Source organism: Solwaraspora sp. WMMD1047 (assembly GCF_029626155.1).
GTDB lineage: Bacteria > Actinomycetota > Actinomycetes > Mycobacteriales > Micromonosporaceae > WMMD1047.
In genome coordinates this window covers 8,048,169-8,068,869 of record NZ_JARUBL010000001.1, presented here as the reverse complement: position 1 = coordinate 8,068,869, position 20,701 = coordinate 8,048,169, and the positions used below count along the sequence as shown (strand labels likewise).

The 20,701-nt window shown below is 69.3% G+C and carries 15 protein-coding genes; 10 read left to right on the top strand and 5 right to left on the bottom strand.

Annotated features, from left to right (window positions below; all coding sequences use genetic code 11):
• The first annotated feature begins 114 nt into the window (after nucleotides 1-114).
• From O7627_RS36695 to O7627_RS36675, 5 genes are all read left to right on the top strand, one after another.
• Complete coding sequence (locus O7627_RS36695; RefSeq protein ID WP_278098026.1) at nucleotides 115-831, top strand: hypothetical protein; 717 nt, start codon at nucleotides 115-117, stop codon at nucleotides 829-831.
• Between the two features lie 193 nt (nucleotides 832-1,024).
• Nucleotides 1,025-1,765 carry a hypothetical protein gene (locus O7627_RS36690; RefSeq protein ID WP_278098025.1) on the top strand — a complete coding sequence of 247 codons (741 nt, stop codon included), beginning with the start codon at nucleotides 1,025-1,027 and terminating at the stop codon, nucleotides 1,763-1,765.
• Nucleotides 1,766-1,926: 161 nt separating this feature from the next.
• Nucleotides 1,927-2,565, top strand: a complete 639-nt coding sequence (locus tag O7627_RS36685; protein ID WP_278098024.1) for an RNA polymerase sigma factor — start codon at nucleotides 1,927-1,929, stop codon at nucleotides 2,563-2,565.
• Between the two features lie 86 nt (nucleotides 2,566-2,651).
• The gene (locus tag O7627_RS36680) at nucleotides 2,652-3,710 is read left to right on the top strand and encodes a MarR family transcriptional regulator (protein ID WP_278098023.1); all 1,059 of its coding nucleotides are present in this window, start codon (nucleotides 2,652-2,654) and stop codon (nucleotides 3,708-3,710) included.
• Nucleotides 3,711-3,811: 101 nt separating this feature from the next.
• Entirely contained in the window at nucleotides 3,812-4,888 is a 1,077-nt protein-coding gene (locus O7627_RS36675; RefSeq protein ID WP_278098022.1) for a M23 family metallopeptidase, read from the top strand.
• A 330-nt stretch (nucleotides 4,889-5,218) separates the two neighbouring features.
• Here the strand turns inward: O7627_RS36675 and O7627_RS36670 are convergent, their stop codons facing one another.
• Complete coding sequence (locus tag O7627_RS36670; protein WP_278098021.1) at nucleotides 5,219-5,542, bottom strand: hypothetical protein; 324 nt, start codon at nucleotides 5,540-5,542, stop codon at nucleotides 5,219-5,221.
• Between the two features lie 300 nt (nucleotides 5,543-5,842).
• Here O7627_RS36670 and O7627_RS36665 point away from each other — a divergent pair, with 300 nt between their 5' ends.
• Complete coding sequence (locus tag O7627_RS36665) at nucleotides 5,843-6,055, top strand: hypothetical protein (protein ID WP_278098020.1); 213 nt, start codon at nucleotides 5,843-5,845, stop codon at nucleotides 6,053-6,055.
• 562 nt (nucleotides 6,056-6,617) lie between these two features.
• Nucleotides 6,618-7,778 carry an MFS transporter gene (locus O7627_RS36660; RefSeq protein ID WP_278098019.1) on the top strand — a complete coding sequence of 387 codons (1,161 nt, stop codon included), beginning with the start codon at nucleotides 6,618-6,620 and terminating at the stop codon, nucleotides 7,776-7,778.
• A gap of 454 nt (nucleotides 7,779-8,232) precedes the next feature.
• Here the strand turns inward: O7627_RS36660 and O7627_RS36655 are convergent, their stop codons facing one another.
• Nucleotides 8,233-9,369 (bottom strand): NAD(P)/FAD-dependent oxidoreductase, encoded by a 1,137-nt coding sequence (locus O7627_RS36655; protein WP_278098018.1) that lies wholly within the window; start codon nucleotides 9,367-9,369, stop codon nucleotides 8,233-8,235.
• Between the two features lie 45 nt (nucleotides 9,370-9,414).
• Here O7627_RS36655 and O7627_RS36650 point away from each other — a divergent pair, with 45 nt between their 5' ends.
• Nucleotides 9,415-10,116, top strand: a complete 702-nt coding sequence (locus O7627_RS36650) for a TetR/AcrR family transcriptional regulator (protein WP_278098017.1) — start codon at nucleotides 9,415-9,417, stop codon at nucleotides 10,114-10,116.
• A gap of 307 nt (nucleotides 10,117-10,423) precedes the next feature.
• Entirely contained in the window at nucleotides 10,424-11,683 is a 1,260-nt protein-coding gene (locus O7627_RS36645; protein ID WP_278098016.1) for an ISL3 family transposase, read from the top strand.
• 86 nt (nucleotides 11,684-11,769) lie between these two features.
• Here O7627_RS36645 and O7627_RS36640 read toward each other — a convergent pair whose 3' ends face one another.
• Entirely contained in the window at nucleotides 11,770-15,042 is a 3,273-nt protein-coding gene (locus O7627_RS36640; protein WP_278098015.1) for a tetratricopeptide repeat protein, read from the bottom strand.
• Nucleotides 15,039-15,482 carry a hypothetical protein gene (locus tag O7627_RS36635; protein ID WP_278098014.1) on the bottom strand — a complete coding sequence of 148 codons (444 nt, stop codon included), beginning with the start codon at nucleotides 15,480-15,482 and terminating at the stop codon, nucleotides 15,039-15,041. The genes O7627_RS36640 and O7627_RS36635 overlap by 4 nt, the downstream gene beginning before the upstream one ends.
• A gap of 1,578 nt (nucleotides 15,483-17,060) precedes the next feature.
• On the opposite strand from O7627_RS36635, the gene O7627_RS36630 reads away from it, so the two are divergent.
• Nucleotides 17,061-17,888: a hypothetical protein gene (locus tag O7627_RS36630; protein ID WP_278098013.1), complete on the top strand. Its 828-nt coding sequence runs from the start codon at nucleotides 17,061-17,063 to the stop codon at nucleotides 17,886-17,888.
• Between the two features lie 79 nt (nucleotides 17,889-17,967).
• Here O7627_RS36630 and O7627_RS36625 read toward each other — a convergent pair whose 3' ends face one another.
• Entirely contained in the window at nucleotides 17,968-20,646 is a 2,679-nt protein-coding gene (locus O7627_RS36625) for a BTAD domain-containing putative transcriptional regulator (RefSeq protein WP_278098012.1), read from the bottom strand.
• Nucleotides 20,647-20,701: the final 55 nt, after the last annotated feature.

Below are 20,701 nucleotides of genomic sequence, written 5' to 3'. Positions count from 1 at the left end.
TTGTCGGGTCGGCTGGTGTTCGCCTCGGCGTTGTCAACAGCGGTCGCATTCTCGGCGACGGCACTGGTGCGCCTCCACCTGCCCGCAAGACCCTTGCGAAGGGAGCACCCTGCCGTGTCCACCAACACCAGCACCGCTCGTACCGTCATCGTCTGCATGCCCGCCGACAAGCCCATCGACTGGTTCTCCGCCTCGGAGATCCTGGACTGGCACAAGCTGCCGGCTGGCACGCCACGCACCATGTTCCCGGTCCGCCGGCCCCGCTTCATCGGCTGGTTCAGCCAGTGGTCGGCTCGCCACCTGGTGCAGGTGACCCGCCGCTTCGGCGCGGTCGTCTGGGCCGCCGGTGGCCGCAAGAGCCGCCTCGACCTGACCGCCGCGGTCACCCGAGCCAACACGGCTGCCGTCTACCGGTGGCGCACCTGGGCTCAGGTGGTCCGCAACCTTCCGGTCGCCAAGCCCTGGGGCGATTACCTCGCCCAGCACAAGGCCAACCCCACCAAGGTCACCGTGGAGGAGGCCCGCCGGCGGTTCGAGGAACAGCCCCGCGTGCTGGCGATGCTGTCCTACAACTCCCACCCGATGTCCACGGTCGAACTCGACCCGTACGAACTGGACGCCTACCAGGCGGGAGAAGCGACCTACACGGTCGTGCACTGGCAGCAGGCCATCACCGGAGACGCGGTCGTCACCGACGACGGACGGCTCCTGGAGCCCGCCTCATCGTCGCTGGCCGACAAGCTGCGCTTCCTGGCCGAAGCCGGCTCGTATCTGCACAAGCTGCGCCGCAGCCACCAGATCCTCGCCGTCACGGTCGGAGCACAGCCCTAACCATCCCCTCCACCAACTCCTTGTCAGGACAGCCGGTCGCCTTCGCGACCGGCTGTTCGCCGTTCGAGCCCTCCACCGCGCCTTGACCAGGCGTGCGGATGGAGCGGCGATACGCCCCGGCCCATGCCGGGCGGCCCCCATGTCGGCCCGCCCGGCGGGGCGGCCCGAACACCCCTGTGAGGAGACCCCAACCGTGCCGTATGACCCCGCGCTGACCGCTATCGCGGTCGCCACCAACGACGCGCTGACCGAACACCTGTGGCGCTACGACACCGGCGCCACCGACAGCGGCGACCCGATCGCGCACGTCGCCGTCGAACTAGCCCGCAAGGCACACGACTTCAACACCACCACCGCACTTCTCGTCCGCGTCCTCGGCCACGTCGGCGACACCTGCCGCCGGCACGCCAACACGATCACCGAGCTGGCCGACGTCTACCCGCACTCGCTGGACGTCGACACCTTCCGGGTCATGCAGCAGCTCGAACGCTTCGACGCACAACGGCAGGCGCTGTTGACCCTGTACGGGATCTGGCGACGGCACCGGTCCATCACCCGCGAGACGCGGGCACGGCACCTGTGGGCACAGCCGTACGACCCGCGCAAGGGCATGGTCGCGCTCAGCACCAACGACACCGGGGCGTGGTTCGTGGTGCCCGACCACATCGCCGCCGAGGTACACGGGCTGACCAGCTACGGCGCGATCGTCGGCGAGATCTGGCTCGGCAGCGAAGGCTGGCAAGCCACCGCGTACACGCATCCGGAGCACCGCAGCACCTGCCCGCACCTGGTCTACCCGCTGCCACCGGCCGACGACGAGGCCGCCGCCTGCCGAGCGCTCCTGCGCTGGTGGGCGCTGCGCGACTCCGACCGGTGGCAGGGCCGCACCCCGGCCGACCTGTCCACCGCCGAACGGCAGGCGCTGACCGCCTGACCCGCACCGGCGCAATCCCCTTCGGACGCGCCCCGATGTCGACACATCGGTGACCACGGCCATCGCCCGGCCGACTCCGCGCCGCACGAGCGCACCCCGGGCATGGCCGCACGGCCATGCCCGGGACTTCCCCGCACCACGCAAGGGAGGAAAACCCTGCCATGGCCCAGCCACTGCACCGGCCCACGGTGACCAACCGCCACCGACGCGCCACCTTCGACGCCGCTCTCGTCGACCGCGCCCGCGCAGGCGACCGAGCCGCGTTCGCGCAGCTGTACCAGCTCACCCTGGACGCCGTCACCCGCTACGTCGCGGTACGGATGCGCGACCGCGACCGCGACGCCGTCGGCGACCTCGTCCATGACGCCTACTGCTTCGCCCTGGCCGAGCCGACCCTCATCGGCGACGACCCGACCGGCTCCATGCTGCGGCTCGCCGCACGGGCGGTGACCCGCCACCGGTGGTCCCACCGGCGCTACCTGCGCGCGGTGCTCACCGTCGGCGAAGACCAGCAGAGCGGCCCTGCGTCGGACCCGCTCGGATCGGCTGCGCCGACGCTGTCCGAGGCGGTGACGCGGATGACGTTCGTGCACGCCCTCGCTCAGCTCACCCCGGACCAGCGCCGAGCGATCCAACTGCGGCACATCGACGGCTACCCCCGCGACGCCGCTGCCCACGCGATGGGCCGAAGCGTCGACGCGGTCCGGCAGCTCGAACGCGCCGCCCTACGCCGCCTGCAACAGCAGTTCACCCCGGGCGCCGAACGGCTGACCGCACAGGCCGGCGCCTCCGCCCCATAGCGGACGCCCCCATAGAGGAGCCCGACCCCCTTCCCGGGGGTCGGGCTGTGCCCTATCCGCACCAACCACAGAAGGGAATTGTCCCCATGGACAACCAGAAACTCTCACCCAGCGCGAGGCTCACGCTCGACGCGCTCAAAGCCGGACCCGGCAACGTGCACGAGCTGAGCGACCGGACCGGCCGCAGCCGCTCGACCACCGACAAGGCCCTCAACGACCTGGCCAAGATCGGGCTGATCGTCAAGGTCGACGACGGCGGTGACCCCGCCGACGGCGCCCCGACCCGCTGGCAGCTCGCCGAGACCCCGGCCGCCACCGAGACTGGCCAGCCGGAACCGGACGGCGGCGACAACACCACCACCGAGCCGGACGCCAACCCGCCCGCCACCAACACCACGGACGCGGACGCCGCAACGCAGGCCGAGGCACCCGACCCGGCGGCGGACCCCCAGCCCAACACCGACCCACCGACCACCGGCGACGCCGAGGGTCACGGCATCGCCCCCGACGGCGAGGCGGCGGCCGACGGCGAGGCCACGCCCGACGGCAGTGGGCAGCCCGACGCCGAGGCCGAGCCGGACGGCGAGGCCACCCAGGACGGCGACGAGAAGAAGACCGAGGCGGAACCGCCGAAGCTGTGCCGCGGCTGCCAGACGCAGATGCCGAAAATCTGCGAATGCTGCTGGCAGAAGACCCCGGCCTTCTGCGGTAAGTGCCGCAAGGACATGCCGCAGGTTCGACGCGGCGAGCCCGGCGAGCCGGTCATCCTGTCCAACGGCCTGCCGAAGCTGCGCCCCGGCGAGCTGGAGGCCATGGTCGCCAAGGTGCTGCGGAAGGAGCCGCTGCCCGGCTTCGGCGGAGTGATCGGTTGGACCGGCGGTCGCGTCGCCGTCCACCTGCCCGGCCGCAGCACCGGTGCGATCAACAACGCCCTGGAGAAGCTGGAGCGCAACGGGATCGCTGAGCTGATCGGCGACAAGCCCATGCGCTACAAGCTCACGGCTACCGAGCCGCCCGACGGTGACTCCGAGGGCGGCCAGGACACCAACCCCGGCGCCGACGGCGTACCGGCGCAGGACAGCCAGGCAGACGGCGCACTGCCGCCGGCCGACGCCGAGGCGCCGCAGCCCGACGCCGCCGAATAGCACGTCGCCACACCACGAGTTCACCTGAGGTCGGTGTGCCGCCCCGTGAGGGCGGCCCACCGGCCCTTTCTCCGTTTCACGCCCGGAAGGAGTGAGCTGCCATGCGGAAACTCATCAGCCTCATCGTCGCGGTCCTCGCCGTGATCATCGCCATCCCGCTGCTCGGCGGGGCCGCGATCGTCGGCGGCGGCGCGACCTGCGTTCCCGCCACGGAGGCACCGCCCACAACCGCAGCAGTCGTACCCGGCCCGGTCACCTCGGGAGGGCCGATCCCGGCCCTCGACGGCTGGGACGGCGAACAACTCTCCCACGTGGCGACGATCCTCGCGGTCGGCAACACCAAAGCCGTGCCGCCGTGGGGATGGGTGGTGGCCACCGCCACCACCATGCAGGAGTCCCGCCTGCGGAACCTGGCCGGCGGTGCGGACGACTCGATCGGGCTGTTCCAGCAACGCCCCTCGCAGGGGTGGGGCACCCCGCAACAGCTGAGGGATCCGGCATATCAGGCGGGCAAGTTCTTCGACAAGCTGCTCACCGTCGAGGGCTGGCAACAGATGCCGCTCACCGAAGCAGCCCAGAAGGTGCAGCTCTCGGCCTACCCAGACGCGTACGCGAAGCATACCGCCGACGCGATACGCCTGGTCAGCCACGTCGGTGCGGCGTCGGGCCTATCCACGGTGGGGATCAACCCGTGCAGCGGTGTCTCCGCGCAGGGGTGGACCCAGCCGGTACGCGCACTGGTCGTCTCCGGATTCCGCACCAGCTCCCGGCCGGGCCATGACGGGGTCGACCTCGGTGCGGCCCGGCACGCCATCATCGTCGCCGCCGCCTCTGGCACCGTCGAACGGTTGCGCTGCAACGCGATCGACAACCGCACCGGCGGTGAGTGGGGCTGTGACCGCGACGGGAGCCCCGAATTTACGAGTGGGTGTGGTTGGTACCTGGATATCGCCCATCCTGGCCGGATCATCACCCGGTACTGCCACCTGCAGACCCGGCCGAACGTGAACGTCGGCGATCCGGTGATCGCCGGGCAACCGATCGGCCGCGTCGGGTCCACCGGCCACTCGAACGGTCCCCACCTGCACTACGAGGTGCACGTCAACGCCGATTCCAGCAGCAACGGGGCCGTCGACCCGCAGAGCTGGATGAGCGCACACGGGGCGCCACTCGGATAGCACTGAACTGCTTAGGTTCAATGACCTGGAGTCCCCACCGAGAGTCCTTCCACACGCCCGCATACCGGCCCTGCGCCAACTCGGCTTGGCCTGGACCAAGACCGAAGCGCTCCAACTCCTGTACTGGGCAGCGATAGGTGGATGGCTGTCGACCGGCATCCACGCCATGGTCGTCTGACGCCGACAGCAGCCCCATCTCCTGCCGGCTCGAGAACCAGGCCGGCCGTCGGGCGAGCGCTGCAGCAACCCTGGGCATCACGCTCCGTGCTGCGCAGTACGCGGCAGATCAATGCACCTGATCATCGTGACGGTATCCCGGGTCGCGTCACCTCATTCCGCTGGTTCAACGGCCAGATCTGGGGTGCTCGGCGGTTCCTGGAGGCGACTGATGCCGTCGAGCAGTTCGTCCCAGAGGCTCTCTGCAGCCTCGCGAACCGCAGGTTCGAGGTTGCGGTGTACGACCCACTTCGCGTCGCCCAAGCTCATGCCAGTCGCGTCGGCAACAGCCTTGGTTGCCGAGATAGGGGAGTCGGTGCGCCGGAGCAGTTCCTTGGCTACCTGATCCGCGTCGGCGCCGGATGCCAGCATCGTCCGTGCCATCTCCGTCAAGACTCGGATCCCCGCCGCTCTGTCCGCCTTCCCGGTTTCAGCCACCGAGGGAGCGTATCGTCAGACCGTACCGGGCCTATATCGGTAAGCCAGGTGCACACACTGTTCCCGACCACGTCGGGTCTCCTCGCACCGGGTCGGCGGCTACCCAAGGTGACGGAGGTGCCAGCACCGACGCGCACACGACCGGCGGCAGATCCGTGCGCGTCCGGCGCCAGCAACGGCGGCTTTGTCGGCTCCGTCATGTGGAACCGACTGTGCCTATCGGATACACGTCTGCCTGGACCCCTCGGGCAAGCCATCTAAGATGTCACCTATCGGTGCAGCAGACCCTTACTGCGCGGCGTGACCGCCAGCATCGAGAAGCTGCGCATCGACCGACAACTCGATGAGGCACTGGCTTGCGGCGCCGATCCGCTACACCTCGTGGAGATGTTCGGCGTCGCCGAGAGCACAGGTATCAAGTACGCCAACGCGGCCCGTCAACTGCTCAGCACCCCGATCGAGGACCACCTCGCTGGCCGAGTTCACGAGTCTCGGTCACCTCGCTCTCGATGATCGGTCTGGTGATCGAGATAGCCAGCATGTACCGGACACTCTTGGCAACACGAGCGGTCGCATAGTCGGCACAGCTGGGCCAGGGCCTCACCATCGCGAGCCTGGGGACGTAGGAGGGTCCTGGCAATGTCCACGAGGTGTTCGCGCTGCCGTGTCGAGAGCGACTCCACCACGTCTGCCAATACTTGATGGCGCGCCTGCAGAATCTCCTCAGCGACGGTCGTGCCCAATGAGGTGAGGTGCAGTGATCGGCTCCGTGCGTCAGTGCCGGCGCGTCTCTCTACCCAGCCCAGCTGAAGAAGTCGACGAACCAGGTGGGCGGCGCCTGGCTGGGAGAGTTCCAGCACCCGGCCCAGCCAGTCTGCGGTCACACCTGGCTGATCCTTGATCACGATAACCGCGTCGGCCAACGCACCACCGGCACCAGCCCGGTCCGTGACCGCAGCCCGCATCCTGCCGTTGACGAACAGGGTCAGCGCCCCCAGCAGGTTTGGGCCTACCTTGACAGGTAAATTCATAACTTGTGAATCTACCTCGTCGGGCGACGGCCGTCATCATCACCATGAACCTCGCGCAGCTTCCCGTGGCGATGCGACAACTACTCGTCGTTCTGCTCGGGCATCACAACACCGGTAGCTTCACCACTTCGGGCATCGCCAGCGCCGCCTGCAGTATCGGCCTCGCGCTGACCGCGCCACTGTCGGGTCGCCTCCTGGGACGCATCGGCGACCGGCCCGTACTGCTTGCCTTCGGGCTGGCGCACCTCGTCACGTTGGTCGGACTCACCTTCGCGGCCAGCCCCTTCGCCTTCGTGGCGCTGGCAGCAGCTGCCGGACTTGCCACTCCTCCAGTGCTCAGCAGCGGACGCGCACTGCTGCCAACCCTGGTGGAATCCTCGGCGCTGACCCGTGCGTACGCGGTCAACGCCGTTGGACAGGAACTCCTCTACGTCGGCGGCCCGCTCCTGGTCGCCGCGAGCCTCGCCACCGCAGGACCGGGCGGCGCACTTCTGACGTTCGCCGCGATCGGCACGATCGCTCTCATCGTCAACGTCATCGTCATCCCCCGTCGTAGCCACGCCGAACACCCGTTGAGAATGCGACAGCCAGCGTCCGGGCGACGCGCGATCCGCACGCTGCTCGGCATCCATCTCGGATACATGACCTGCATGGGTGCAATGTGGGTTCTGATCCCAGCGTTCGCCGCCAACGTCGGGCATCCCAACCAGGCGGCACTGCTGGTCACGGTTTGGTCGGCGGGCAGCCTGGTCGGTGGGCTGCTGTTGGCCATCCGGGGCCGCCGCGCAAGCATCAGTCGCGCCTACCTTGTCCTTCTCGCGGTACTCAGCGTCAGCTCCATGACTCTGCTCTTGCCCCGCACCGTGCCTCAGATGGCCGTCGCCGTCGTAATCTTCGGGCTTGCACTGGCACCATGGCTCGCGGTGGCAGACGAACTTGTGGCCCGCGCCGCACCCGCGCCACACACCGCGCAGGCCTACGGCTGGCTCCAGACCGCCGGCCAACTCGGCATCGCGGCGGGCTCCTTCACCAGCGGCGTGATCAATGACCACTTGGGCACCACGACTGCGTTCCTCCTCGTCTCCGTGGCACTGACAGCCGCCCTCGGCCTAGCGCTCCTACGTCGCCACATCCTCCGAGCCATTACCACCACGGAGGCGACGCCACCCACTCGAATTAGCGACAACCGGCGAGTGACTACGTAGCAGCAGCGGGACAGCATTAGATCAGCGCAGGGAAGCCAGCGGTTCACCGCGACGTCCTGCACTGCGTCGCAACCGACTGTCACACAGAATGAAAAGCGCTCATTGTTTGCGAGCAAGCATTTATCTGCCTATGCACTCACATCGGCACGACCGCACGGCTCACCCAGCGGCAGCATGGCTACGCTACGTAGCGATCGGTTCGCGGCAGATCCGCGCGCCGGACCGCCGCCTGGGGCATCACGTTCTGTAGCGCGGGGATCGTGACAATTGACCGTAGCTCGGTGTTAACGCTCGTCACGCCATGTGATCATGAACGTGTGGGGTAGAAGGGAGGGAGTTCTGGCTCGCGAGGCACGGCTGAGGCCCCGTACCCGAAGCGGTACGGGAGAGGGCTCGACGCGGCTCGTGGTTCTACGGACGCGACCAGCGAGCGTTCAGGACGGCGCTGACGGAGTCAATTGGCGTCCTGGTCGGTTCCGTTGAATAGGTTGACGAGTCCGTTGGGTGCGCCGTCGCCGAGGATGAGGTCGATGGTCTCGTGCGCGGCGACCGCTTCGGCCTCGCTGCGGGCGAACATCACTTCCTCGTAGACGGCGAAGGCGGTCTCGACGTCGCCGGGGTGTGCGGCGATCGCCTCGCCGAGTTCGGCTCCGTCGAGCATGGCGATGTTCGCGCCTTCGCCGCCGGGGACGGTCACGTGTGCGGCGTCGCCGAGCAGTGTCACGCCGGGCGTGCGGGGCCATCGGTGGTGGTCGGGGAGCTGGTGGATGCTGCGCAGGATCGGCGTCGTGTCGGCGTCGGTGATCAGGGCGGTCAGTTCGGGTGCCCATCCTTCGAACTCGGCCGCGATCCGCGTCTTCGTGGCGTCGGCGTCGGCGAAGTCGATGTCAGCGAACCACTCGATCGGCCGGTTGAGCACGACGTAGGTGTGGATGATGTTGTTTGTTTCGCGGTGGGCGAGGAATCCCTTGCCGGGGATGAGTGCGTACATGGCGCCGTCGCCGACGGCCTTGGCCGCGTCGGGGTGGCGGTTGTCGACATCGTGCAGGTAGGTGTCGATGTAGCTCATGCCCGCGTACGTCGGTTTCTCGTCCGACAGGAGTGCTCTTACTCGCGACCAGGTCCCCTCGGCGCCCACGAGAATCTCGGTGGTGACTGTCGAGCCGTCCGCGAAGGTGAGCTCGTGCCGGCCCCCGCCGAGGGGTGTGGCCTCGACGAGCTTCTTGCCCCACTGAACGGTGCCGGCTGGCAGTGACTCGAGCAGGATGCGGCGGATGTCGCCGCGTAGCGCTTCCGGTCGGGCCAGGGAACCGTCGTCGGGGATCTCAGCGAGCACGGTGCCCTGCTGGTCGAGGACCCGCTGCGCTCCACCGCCTGGGTGGATGATCGCGCGATATTCCTGGGTGAGGCCGGCGATCGCGAGGGCGCGCTGGCCGTTGTGCTCGTGCAGGTCGAGCTGGCCGCCCTGGGTGCGAGCCTGGGCCGAGTCCTCAGCGTCGTAGACGGTGACCGGGACGTCGTGCAGGTGCAGGACGCGGGCGAGGGTGAGGCCGCCAAGGCCGGCGCCGACGATCGTGACGGGAGTGGTCATGTCAGTCCTCTCGATGAAGTTTGGACCGTCGGTCCAACTCCAAGATTGGACCGCTGGTCCAACCGTGTCAAGATGGTGTACGTGACCATCCCCACGCCGCGAAACACCAGACGCAGCGATGCGCTGTCCCGGGACCGCATCATCGAGGCGACCATCGAGGTGCTCGACGCGACGGGACAGGCGGGTCTGACGGTCCGCGCGCTGACGGCTCACCTGTCAACCGGCCGCGGCGCGATCTATCACCACATCGCCAACAAGGAGGACCTGCTCGCCGCGGCTGCGGACGACGTCGTGGGACGGGTAACGGCGGGAGCCGACGACGACCAAGACCCCGAGCAGGCCATCCGTGCTCTCGCGCTCGGGATCTTCGACGCGATCGACGCGCACCCGTGGGTCGGGACCCAGCTCTCCCGCGAACCATGGCAACCCGCCGTCTTCCGGATCTGGAAGTGTGTCGGGTCACAGCTGCAGCGCCTCGGCGTGCCCGGGCCGGCCAGGGCGGACGCCGGATCAGCGTTGGTCAACTACGTCCTCGGCGCGGCAGCACAATACGCCACCGGTGCCCGGCGAGTGACCAGCGACGCGGATCGCAAGGCATACCTGGAGACTCTGGCGGCACAATGGGCGCAACACGACCCGGACCCGATCGTGCAGGACGCGGCCTCGCAACTGCACGAACATGACGACCGTGAGCAGTTCCTCGCCGGAGTGGACATCTTCCTGACCGGCATCACCGCCCGCAGATAAGCGTCGCCTTTCGGAGCGCCCGTTCCTTTCCTGATCGGCCAGGCGGTAACCGGCCCACCACGATGAACGCCTGTAGGCGACGCCCTAACATCGGCACGACCGCACGGCTCACCCAGCGGCAGCGTGGCTACGCTACGTAGCGATCGGTTCGCGGCAGATCCGTGCGTCGCTGTCGCCGAGGGTTATGCATAATTATGGGTCTTGTGTCGGTTTAGTGGGTGTTTGGTGGGGTGGTGACGGCGCATGCCGTTGTCCCGTTGGAGTTCTCGACCGGTGAAGTGCGAGAACTCGGAGACGGAGCAACGGCATGCGTTCTGCCATGATATGGGCTGGTGTGGTGGGGGTCGAGCAGGCGGTGGTGGAGGGCGTCGAGTTCGACGCTGGCGAGGCGTTGGTGGTGGTGCGGGTACGGGTGCGTAAGGGCGCCCGGCAGCGGTGTCCGCATTGTGGCCGGCGGTGTCCGCGTTATGACGCGGGGACGCGGCGGCGGTGGCGGGCGTTGGATCTGGGTGTGTTGCGGGCTGAGGTCGAGGCGCAGGCGCCGCGGGTGTCGTGTGCGGTCCATGGGGTGGTGGTCGCGGCGGTGCCGTGGGCGCGTCACGGTGCCGGGCATACCCGGGCGTTCGACGCGACGGTGGCGTGGTTGGCGGTGCACACGGCGAAGTCGGCGGTGTCGCGGTTGATGCGGATCGGGTGGCGCACCGTCGGTGCGATCGTGGCCCGGGTATGGGCCGACACCGGCGGGCTCGTCGACCGGTTCGCGGGGTTGCGTCGGATCGGTATCGATGAGGTCAGCTATAAGAAGGGCCACCGTTATCTGACGGTCGTGGTCGATCACGACACCGGCCGGCTGGTGTGGGCGGCGCAGGGCAAGAGCGCCGCCACGTTGGACACCTTCTTCGACCTACTCGGCCCCGACCGGGCCGCCAAGATCACACACGTGTCCGCCGACGGCGCCGACTGGATCACCACGGTCGTGCGTCGCCGCTGCCCGAACGCGGTCCGCTGCGCCGACCCGTTCCATGTCGTGGCCTGGGCGGCTGACGCTGTCGATCAGGTCCGCCGACAGGTGTGGAACCAGGCCACCGGCCGAGGGGCCGGCCGCCGCGGTGTCGCGGTCGGCGAAGCCCGGAAGCTGAAGAACACCCGCTGGGCACTGTGGAAGAACCCGGAGAACCTCACCGAGAACCAGCGAGCCAAGCTCGACTGGATCGCCAAGACCCACCCCCGCCTCTACCGGGCCTGGGCGTTGAAAGAAGGCCTACGCCTGGTGTTCACCCTGGCCAGAACCAGCCACACCGACGCCGTCGAAGCCCTCGACAAATGGATCGGATGGGCCCGCCGCAGCCGCATCGACACCTTCATCGACCTACAACGCCGCGTCATACGACACCGCGACGCCATCATCGCCTCCATCGAACACGGCCTGTCCAACGGCCGCATCGAATCCGTCAACGCCAAAATCCGCCTCATCACCCGGATCGCCTTCGGCTACCACAGCGCCGACGCCCTCATCGCCCTAGCAATGCTCAGCCTCGGCGGCCACCAACCCAAACTCCCCAGATGATGATCTAGCAAACCACCCACACAAACGACACAAGACCCATAATTATGTACGCTGCGACCCGCCGGGTCCTCCCTGAACCCCAACCGTCATTGCGTTTCTGGCCCACCACCGGCTGTCTTGTTGAGTTGTTGGCGCAACTCGGTGGCCTCCTCTGTACGACCAAGACCGTCGAGCACGTCCGCCAGGGTTCGATAGGCCGAGAACATCTGTCCGGCGAACATCTGCGGCAGCTGGCGTACGAGCGGCTCATAGAGGCTGATCGCCTCGGTGATCGATTCCAGAGCCTCGGCGTAGTTGGTTTTCGCGTTCACGCAGACCCACCCGTACGCCCACAACGACATGGCGAGGTCGGGCAGGTAGGCGTCGGGGCTCACCTTCGCCAGCCGGCGGTAGATGCCGGTGGATTCCTCGGCCGGCGCCAGGGCCTGCTCCCGCCGCCCCAGCACGGACAGGATCATGCCGAGGTTGTTCAACGACGCGGCGAGGTCGGGCAGGTAGGCGTCGGGGTTCACCTTCGCCAGCCGGCGGTAGATGCCGGTGGATTCCTCGGCCGGTGCCAGGGCCTGCTCCCGCCGGCCCAGCACGGACAGGATCATGCCGAGGTTGTTCAACGACATGGCGAGGTCGGGCAGGTGGGCGTCGGGGTTCACCTTCGCCAGCCGGCGGTAGATGCCGGTGGCTTCCTCGGCCGGTGCCAGGGCCTGCTCCCGCCGGCCCAGCCCGGACAGACAGTTGCCGAGGTTGTGCAACGACATGGCCAGGTCGGGCAGGTGGGCGTCGGGGTTCACCTTCGCCAGCCGGCGGTAGATGCCGGTGGCTTCCTCGGCCGGTGCCAGGGCCTGCTCCCGCCGCCCCAGCTCGGACAGGCGGTTGCCGAGGTTGTTCAACGACATGGCGAGGTCGGGCAGGTAGGCGTCGGGGTTGGCCTCGGCCAGCCGGCGGCGGATGGTAACGGCTTCCTCGGCCGGGGCCAGGGCCTGCTCCCGCCGCCCCAGCCCGGACAGACAGTTGCCGAGGTTGTTCAACGACATGGCGAGGCCGGGCAGGTAGGCGTCGGGGCTCACCTTCGCCAGCCGGCGGTAGATGCCGGTGGATTCCTCGGCCGGGGCCAGGGCCTGCTCCCGCCGGCCCAGCTCGGACAGGATCATGCCGAGGTTGTTCAACGACGTGGCGAGGTTGGGCAGGTGGGCGTCGGGGTTCACCTTCGTCAGCCGGCGGTAGATGCCGGTGGCTTCCTCGGCCGGTGCCAGGGCCTGCTCGCGGCGCCCCAGCTCGGACAGGCGGTTGCCGAGGTTGTTCAACGACGTGGCGAGGTTGGGCAGGTGGGCGTCGGGGTTGGCCTCGGCCAGCCGGCGGCGGATGGTAACGGCTTCCTCGGCCGGTGCCAGGGCCTGCTCCCGCCGCCCCAGCACGGACAGGATCATGCCGAGGTTGTGCAACGACGCGGCGAGGTTGGGCAGGTGGGCGTCGGGGTTCACCTTCGCCAGCCGGCGGTAGATGCCGGTGGATTCCTCGGCCGGTGCCAGGGCCTGCTCCCGCCGGCCCAGCACGGACAGGATCATGCCGAGGTTGTTCAACGACGCGGCGAGGTCGGGCAGGTAGGCGTCGGGGTTCACCTTCGCCAGCCGGCGGTAGATGCCGGTAGCTTCCTCGGCCGGTGCCAGGGCCTGCTCGCGTCGGCCGGTGTTCGCGAGTCGGATGGCGAGGGTGCACGAGTGTCGGGCGAGTTGTTCGTCGCTGCCGTCGGTGTGGTCGTACAGGTGCTGGGCCAGGACGGCGGCGGCGGGGGCGAGGTCCAGGGAGCGTTCTGGCAGCAGTGCGTGGATGGTTTCGGCGAGGGCGGGGCTGGTATAGGCGGCGACGGCGGTCAGGGCGGTCCCGCCGGCGTGGACCGCCAGGGCCGGGTCGGTGGTCAGCAGGGTGTGCAACCAGCCGTGCACGTGCGGGTGCCGGCCGGCCGCGGCGGCCAGGAAGATCAGGATCCGGGCGGCGTGGGCCGGGGGTTTCTGCCCGTCGGGACGGGAGGTCAGCGGGCCGGGCGTGTAGGCGAAAGTGTCGTCCGCAGTACGGTGGGCGGTCAGCAGTGTGGCCGCCGTCCAGGAGTCGGCGTGCTCGCTGGCAGTGACCGGTCCCCCGGCAGGGCTGGCGGGCAGGCTCAACGCGATGAAGTCCTCGGCGAGCCGGTCCGGATACATCGGTTCCAGCACCGTGCCGGTACCCGGTGGCGGGTAGCAGCGGTCGTGGGCGTCGAGCAGCCTCTGCCCCGCCACCTCGTCGGCCAGCCTGGTGCGGGTCAGCAACCGGATCCCGTCATCGCGGGACTGGGGCCCGGCCAGGCAGGCCAGCAACACCGTGCGCGCCGCCGCGGTCACGGTGTCCGGGACGCTGCCGTGCAGCCGCGCCCAGTAGGCGCGTTCACGGTCCAGCAGGTAGCGGGTCACGTCACCGGCTGAACCCGGCGGGACGGTCTGCCGGGTGCAGGCGTCGACGGTGGCCAGCGCCATCATGTGGATACCCAGGGTGGTCCCGTACACCCGGTCGTCACCCAGGTCACCGGGCGGCTCCCACCGGCCCGGCCAGCCACGCGCGGGCCTGTCGGGCTGATAGATCTCGGCGAACCGCTGACAGGCCGCTTCGAACAGCACACGCCGGCCCGGCCCGTCGCCGGCCAACGCCGCCAGCAGCCGCGGCTCACCGTCAGAGGTGCCAGCGGTGTAGCCGAGCCGGGGCAGTTCGGCGGTGATCGTGGGCCACCAGTCAACCGAGCGGGCCAGCAGCAGGACCCGCACCTTCGGCGCCCGGGTCCGGCAGTCGGCCAGCAGCCGCAGCAGGTCGTGCACAGGCCACCGTTCCGCATAGTCGACCAGCAGCAGCAGCCCCCGACGTCCGGCCGGCAACCACCGCCACGGCGTGCCCAACGGTTTCGCGTCCTCCTCCGGCGGAGCCGCGTCGTGATGCCCGGCCACCGCGACCCGCCACCCCGCCGCAGCGCTCAGCCGGCCCCACTCCTGCGCGAGACGGGTCTTACCCTGCCCACCCGGGCCATGCCACGCCCACACCCGGCGCACGGCCGGATCGTCCCGCCAACGCCGCAGTGCGTCCAGCTCACCGGTACGGCCAGTGAACACGATCGCCTGACGTCGCGCGGTCAGCAACCTGCTCGGCTGCCCCCGCGATTCGGTCAGCTCTCCCAGTCCGGCCGCCGGCAGGTCCACGAACCTGTCCACCGTGAACGGCGGCACACCCGTCTGGTTGATGATCAGGTCCCGGCGGATCACGTACGCGTCCCGCCCGGCAACGACATCTTGACGACGTCCGCCGACCACCACATCGCCCGGCAACCCGGGCAAAGCGGTCACCGTCGGTCCCGCCCCTCCTCGACATGCAGATCCCGGCCGACCACGGTCGCGTCCCGGTCGGCCCGCACATCCTGCCTCTCGACCCGATCGTCACCCGCTTGCCCGCAACCCCGCCGGCCCCGGCTCTTGCCCTGGCCGATCGTCATGTCCCGGCCGACCACGGTCGCGTCACGGCCAGCGCGGACCTTCTGAACCAGGCCACCGTCGGCGGCCTGCGGCGGACCCGCCGACGCCAGCGCACGCCGGGCCAGGACCCCCCCGTACACCGCCAGCGGCACACCCCCCACCGCCACCACGGCGGCCACCACACTGGCCACCTGATCAGCCGTACCCAACTGATCCGCCGTCAACCGGCCCGCCAACACCCACACCCCGGCAACCACCGCCAGCAGCCCAGCTACCAGCCAGCCCAGCCACCTGATCCCGGCGCCACGCGTCATACCGCCATCATGGACCACACCATCCACCCCCGACACCGACGCAACCGGCGCCGCAACACGTCTCGGAACAGCCGCAACCCGACCCAGTCCGAGCGAACCTCCACAATCCGGTCCCCGAAAACCACACAACGAGGCTTCCCGGCCCGCGAGGTGATAGTGAACTCTCATCCGGAACGTAGCGATCAACGCCTTGCCCTGGACCTCGACTGACCGCTACGCGACAGCAGCACGTTATCCGGTACATCGAGGAAAGAGTGGCGGCGGCGTGCAGGATCGCAGCGCCGCTTGAGTCTGACGCAACGCTGTCCGGGAAGCCGTCGCCCGCACTTGTGGAGCTGCTCGCCTTAATAAACTTGCACCTGGGAGTATCTCGACGCGCGTAGGGGGATGTCCTGTCATCGGCTCCGCACACACGCACCCGGCTCGGTTCATGATTGACTGCACGGAGAGTGAACGCGCTCCGAAGCTACCGCCGGCGCCACCGGCGGGCAAGATCCACAAGAGGCGCCGGTTCTCATGAACGTCTCGGCACGCGGCGCCGGCAACGTAGCGCCGAACGTCGCGAACAGCTGGCGCCCAATCTCGCGAACGAAGCCAGCCAAGGGCAGGTCGCGAACCGGCCCGTCTACGTCGTGGTCGAAATCAGCCTCGACGGAAGGCATCTGCGCTCTGGGAGAACTGTTCGATATGATCCATCAGCCCGCATACATCATTTTGACCGCAAATAGACGTACTGTCTGTCTGTCGCTCACTCGTATCGGGTAGTACCTACGCCGGTTTGGTCTGGTCCACTCAGGTGATCGAATGGCTGATGGTGCGGTTCGCGTGGGCGGTGTGGTTTGTTGGCCTCGTTGCCGTTACGTTGATGCTGGCGTGACGGCGGGACCGGGCCGGTCGGCCTGGCCCCGCACGTCAGCCCCCATCCGGTTACCGCCGCGTCGGTCCTTCCAAGAGCAGCGCGGCGGACCGGAGTGCGGTCGAGAGGGCGCCGGCGCACGCGGCGGCGTCCTCTCGACCCACGATCACGGCCATGACGGTACCTCCGTCGGTCAGCAGCGACACCGCGCATAGCAGCCGCGCTGTTCGCACACGGCCTGGTGCGGGCCGCGTTTGATCACATGCCATATCCGTCTCCATAAAGGGCACCCTCGCGGTCAAGGCGAGGAACAACGGTTGCCGGTGGAATTTCCACCGGGTGTGTAGAACGAGGGATGAATGAATCCGTGATTCGGTCCCTTGGGGGACGCGTCACACTTCAACATGGATGCGGGTTGGCGCCAAGGGGCCTGGTCAGTTTCATGGCCGGGTAGCCACCCGATTGATCCCGGCCAGGCTGACCAGAGTGTGGTACCGCCCTGGTCAGGGTTGGTCGAGGTGCGACGTGAGGTCGGGACGGCGGTCAGGGCACGGGTACAACCCGGCCAGGACAACCCAGCCAACATGTGTCGGAAGATCCGTCGGTTTGGCCACGACGGCGGCTGTGTCGGTCGAGAATGACAGATCCGGTGGGGCAGCTGGCATCTGCTCGCCGGTCTCTATCCCTCTGCCGACTGTCATGTAGCTCTTGGAAGGACCGACATGACCGCCGACGATGAGTCGTCGTTAACTCCTGGATCGGGTGGTGCGGAAAGGCATCGCCTTGTACCTGCGGAAACGATCCGGGCGCAGTGCTTGGCGCGGTACGGCTCCGGCGCCGTCGCGGCCTACCTCCTCGCCGTCCGTGAGGAGGTAGAGCGCCACCCGGACATTGGGGCTGTCGACACCTGGAGCCGGTTCGCGCGCCTGTTGCACCGCTGTTCCGCCTCCAGCAACCGGGGACGCGACAGGATCCGCAAGGAGCTGTCGCGGCACTTCACGGTGGAGTCCAAGGGGCCGCCATGGAAGACGGCGATGCTCGTGGTCCGCTACGTCGTACCCGAGGACCGGCGTCAGCGGACCCAGGCCGCGTTTGCCGTTCTCTACCAATCCGCCCGGGGAGAACCGGCCCCTACCGGCGTGCCCGCGCCGCGCGACCCGGCAGACGCCGGTCCTGCCCCGAACCGTGGAGGGGATCCCCTGTCGGCCATGCAGGCGATCATTGACCGGCTCCGGGCCCGCGTCGCGGTGCTGGAGAAGGAGCTGGCTTTGGCGCGGGCGCAGCTTCAGGCCGCCCGGCCGGAGCCGTCCGCTGGGTCGACGCGGTCCAACGACGGCCGTTACCCGGTCCGGCCTCGTACCGGAAACGTGCCGCGGCGGCAGCAATTGCTCGCCAGTTCGAATCGGCGGCGCAAGCAGGTGGAGCAGCTGTCGTCGGGTCCGCTGGTCGACGCGGAGAAGCTGTTGCGGCGTCTGCCGCAGCAGCCATCGCCGGCTGCCATTCGCGTCGCGACCTGGATTCCGTCCGGAGAGCGCCGGGCCGGCTGGTAGAGCCGGCCTCCCATCTGGTGGTCACGCTGCTCGGTGACGGACCAGGGATGCTCCGTCGCCGGGCGGGGTCCTGCGCGCGTCACTGACGTAGCTGGGTGGCGAGTTGGTCGGCGAGGGCGATGGTGGCCGGCTCGGGTTCGGCGTCGAGGTCGGCGAGGGCCCGGGTGAGGGCGCGCAGCAGGGTACGGATGCCGTCGGGGTCGTTGAGGGCGTGGCGGGCGCGCATCGCGGTGCGGTAGAGCTGTTCGTGGTACGGGTCCTGACCGATGGCCTTGTCGAGCAGGTCCGAGGCGGTCTGCGGCTCGTGGGGGAGGAGGTCTTCGGCGAGGAGGAGGTGGGCTTCGGTGGCCCATTGGCGGGCTTGCTCCCGGTGGGGTTCGATCCAGTCGTAGTCGTACCCATCGGCCAGGGGTGCGGTGTAGAGGTCGCACGCCTCGCGGAGCAGTCGGGCGCGGGTGGCGGTGGGGGCGATCCGCGCCTGGGTGAGCAGGTCGCGCAGGTGCCACAGGTCGACCGATACCGTCGCCGGGTCGAGCCGGTACCGGGCGGTGGTGCCGTGTTTGAGGAGGTGGCCGCCGGGGCGGGGGCCGGCGGCGCGTCCGAGGACGTGGCGCAGGTTGGAGGCGTTGGTGTGGACCTGCTGGTCTGCCTGGCGGAGCCGGACATCCGGTGAGAGGTGCTCGCCGATCGTGCGGGTGTCGGCCCCGTCGGGGTGGCAGGCCAGGTAGACCGCCATCTCGGCGGCCTTGCGGCGCAGCGGCCGTCCCGGCAGGGTGATGTTCTCCACCCGTGGCGGGCCGAGGACCCGCAGCTGCGCCTTCGGCGGCTGCCGGGTCACCGGGTCAGGGCCGGCCGGTGTGGCCGCCTCCTCCGCAACTGGCGTCTCGACGGGGTCGTTGGGCGGTGCTGCGGCAGGGACGATGGCGGGTTGGTGCGGCTCGTCCTGGCCGCTGGTGGGTGGTTGCCCGGTGTGGGCCTCACGCAGTGTCGTCAGGATCGCGACCGCCGCCGTTTCCGTGATCACCGACACCGGTCCGGAGAACACGGCGGTGGGTTGGGTGGTTCCGTCGGCGGCGACCGTGACGGTCGCGCCGGGTTGCCCATCGCCGAGGAACAGCCCGGTGATGTCCATGGTGGCGCCGAGGTCGAGGACGGCCCGCAGGCGGGCGTCGTTGCCAGGTGGAGGCGGCATGCTGATCAGCAGCACTGGCGGGAAGGGTTCCTCGGCGGGGACGCGTTCGCGCAGGGTGTCCAGGTCGGCGAGGCCGTGCTCATGCAGGACGCGGCTGCGGTGCAGCAGCCGGACGTCGATCTCGGTGAGGGAGTCGTCGAGGCTGGCGGTGATCCGCAGCCGCGGTGAGGCCTCGACGTCGGCGGCGGGTAGGAGGGCGGTGAGGGTGGCCCGGTCGATGATGACCTCGCCGCGTACGTCGGGGCGGCGGGGGCCGCCGGAGGCGAGGGTGGCCACCATCAGCGCCCGGACCGCACCCGGTGCTCCGGGGCCGGTCATGGCGAGGCCGCCTGGCGGCGGTGTCTGCTGGGCGGGGACGGCGGCGGCGCGGTCACCGGCATCGGCCGGCACCGGCAGATCCGGATGGGCGGTGACCATCCGTTGCAGGTCCGGGACCGGCCCCGGCAACGCCCGCACCCCGGCCGTGCCGGTCGCGTGGGGTTGGTGCCGGCGGCGGCGTTGCAGCCACACCAGCGCGGCGGCGGCGGTGATCGCGGCGGCCAGCGCCCACGTGACGAAGCTGCCGTCGGCCAGCCGCACCCCATCGTCGTCGGCCACCGGCCCTGGTGGGTCAGCCTCGGGGGAACTCGGATCCGCGGCTTCTGACGGCGCGTCCGGCGATGGCGATGCTGGTGCGTTGGCGGGTGGAGCGGCGGCCGGCGGCTCGACCACGCCGTCGGGATCTTGGTCAGAGTCTTCACCCGGGTCGGGTCCGGCGGCCGGGGGCGGCGGGTTGTCGGGCGGTGCGGCCGGTCGTTGCCGGGCCTGCGGTGGTGGGGTGGCATCCGCCGGTAGGTGCAAGTCCCAGCCGGGGTAGATGAGGTCGCAGTCGCGCAGGACACCACCGACGGAGGGGAAGTGGCGGTGCCGGTTCAACGCGCAGATCTCCGGCCACCGGTTCGCATCCCCCAGCCAGACGTCGGCGATCTTCGACAGCGTGTCATCTCGGCGAACCGTGTACGAGTAGCTGGTCGCTCCGACGTGCACCGTCGCCGGTCCCGGCACCACAATCGACTCCTGCACCGGCGCCGCGGCCTGCGCCGGGACCCGCACCTGCCCCGGCGGCGTCGGGTCGGGCCGGCCGGCGGCAGTCACGGCGATGGCAGCCGACCCGGCCAGCCCGACCACCAAACGATGCAGCGGCGCCGGCAATCCCGGCAACGGCAACCGGCGCCGGGCGACCACCGCGACGACCTGCGCCACCAACAGCAGCACCAACAACGTCCACAGCACCCAGCCGGCCCAGACCGCGACCGCAGTCAGCGTCTGTGCGTTCAGCCGGCCGTCGACCTGGTCGAACAGCCGCAGGACCTGACCCCACGACGGCAACAAGTCCACCGGATTACCCGCCACCCACCACAACCCCACCGGCGGACCCACCAGGAAAACCACCAGACCTGCCAACGAGCCGACCACACCAGACAGACGGCGAGGCGATACCGCAACCGAGCTGGCCGGCGCGGCGTACACGGTGGGCCGCTGCCCGTACTCGGCGACCTTCCGCGACGACGGCGAGTCCTTCGGCATCGCTTCCTCCCCCACGGAGCCCAGCGCGAACTCTCCTCAATACCCGAACGCCGCC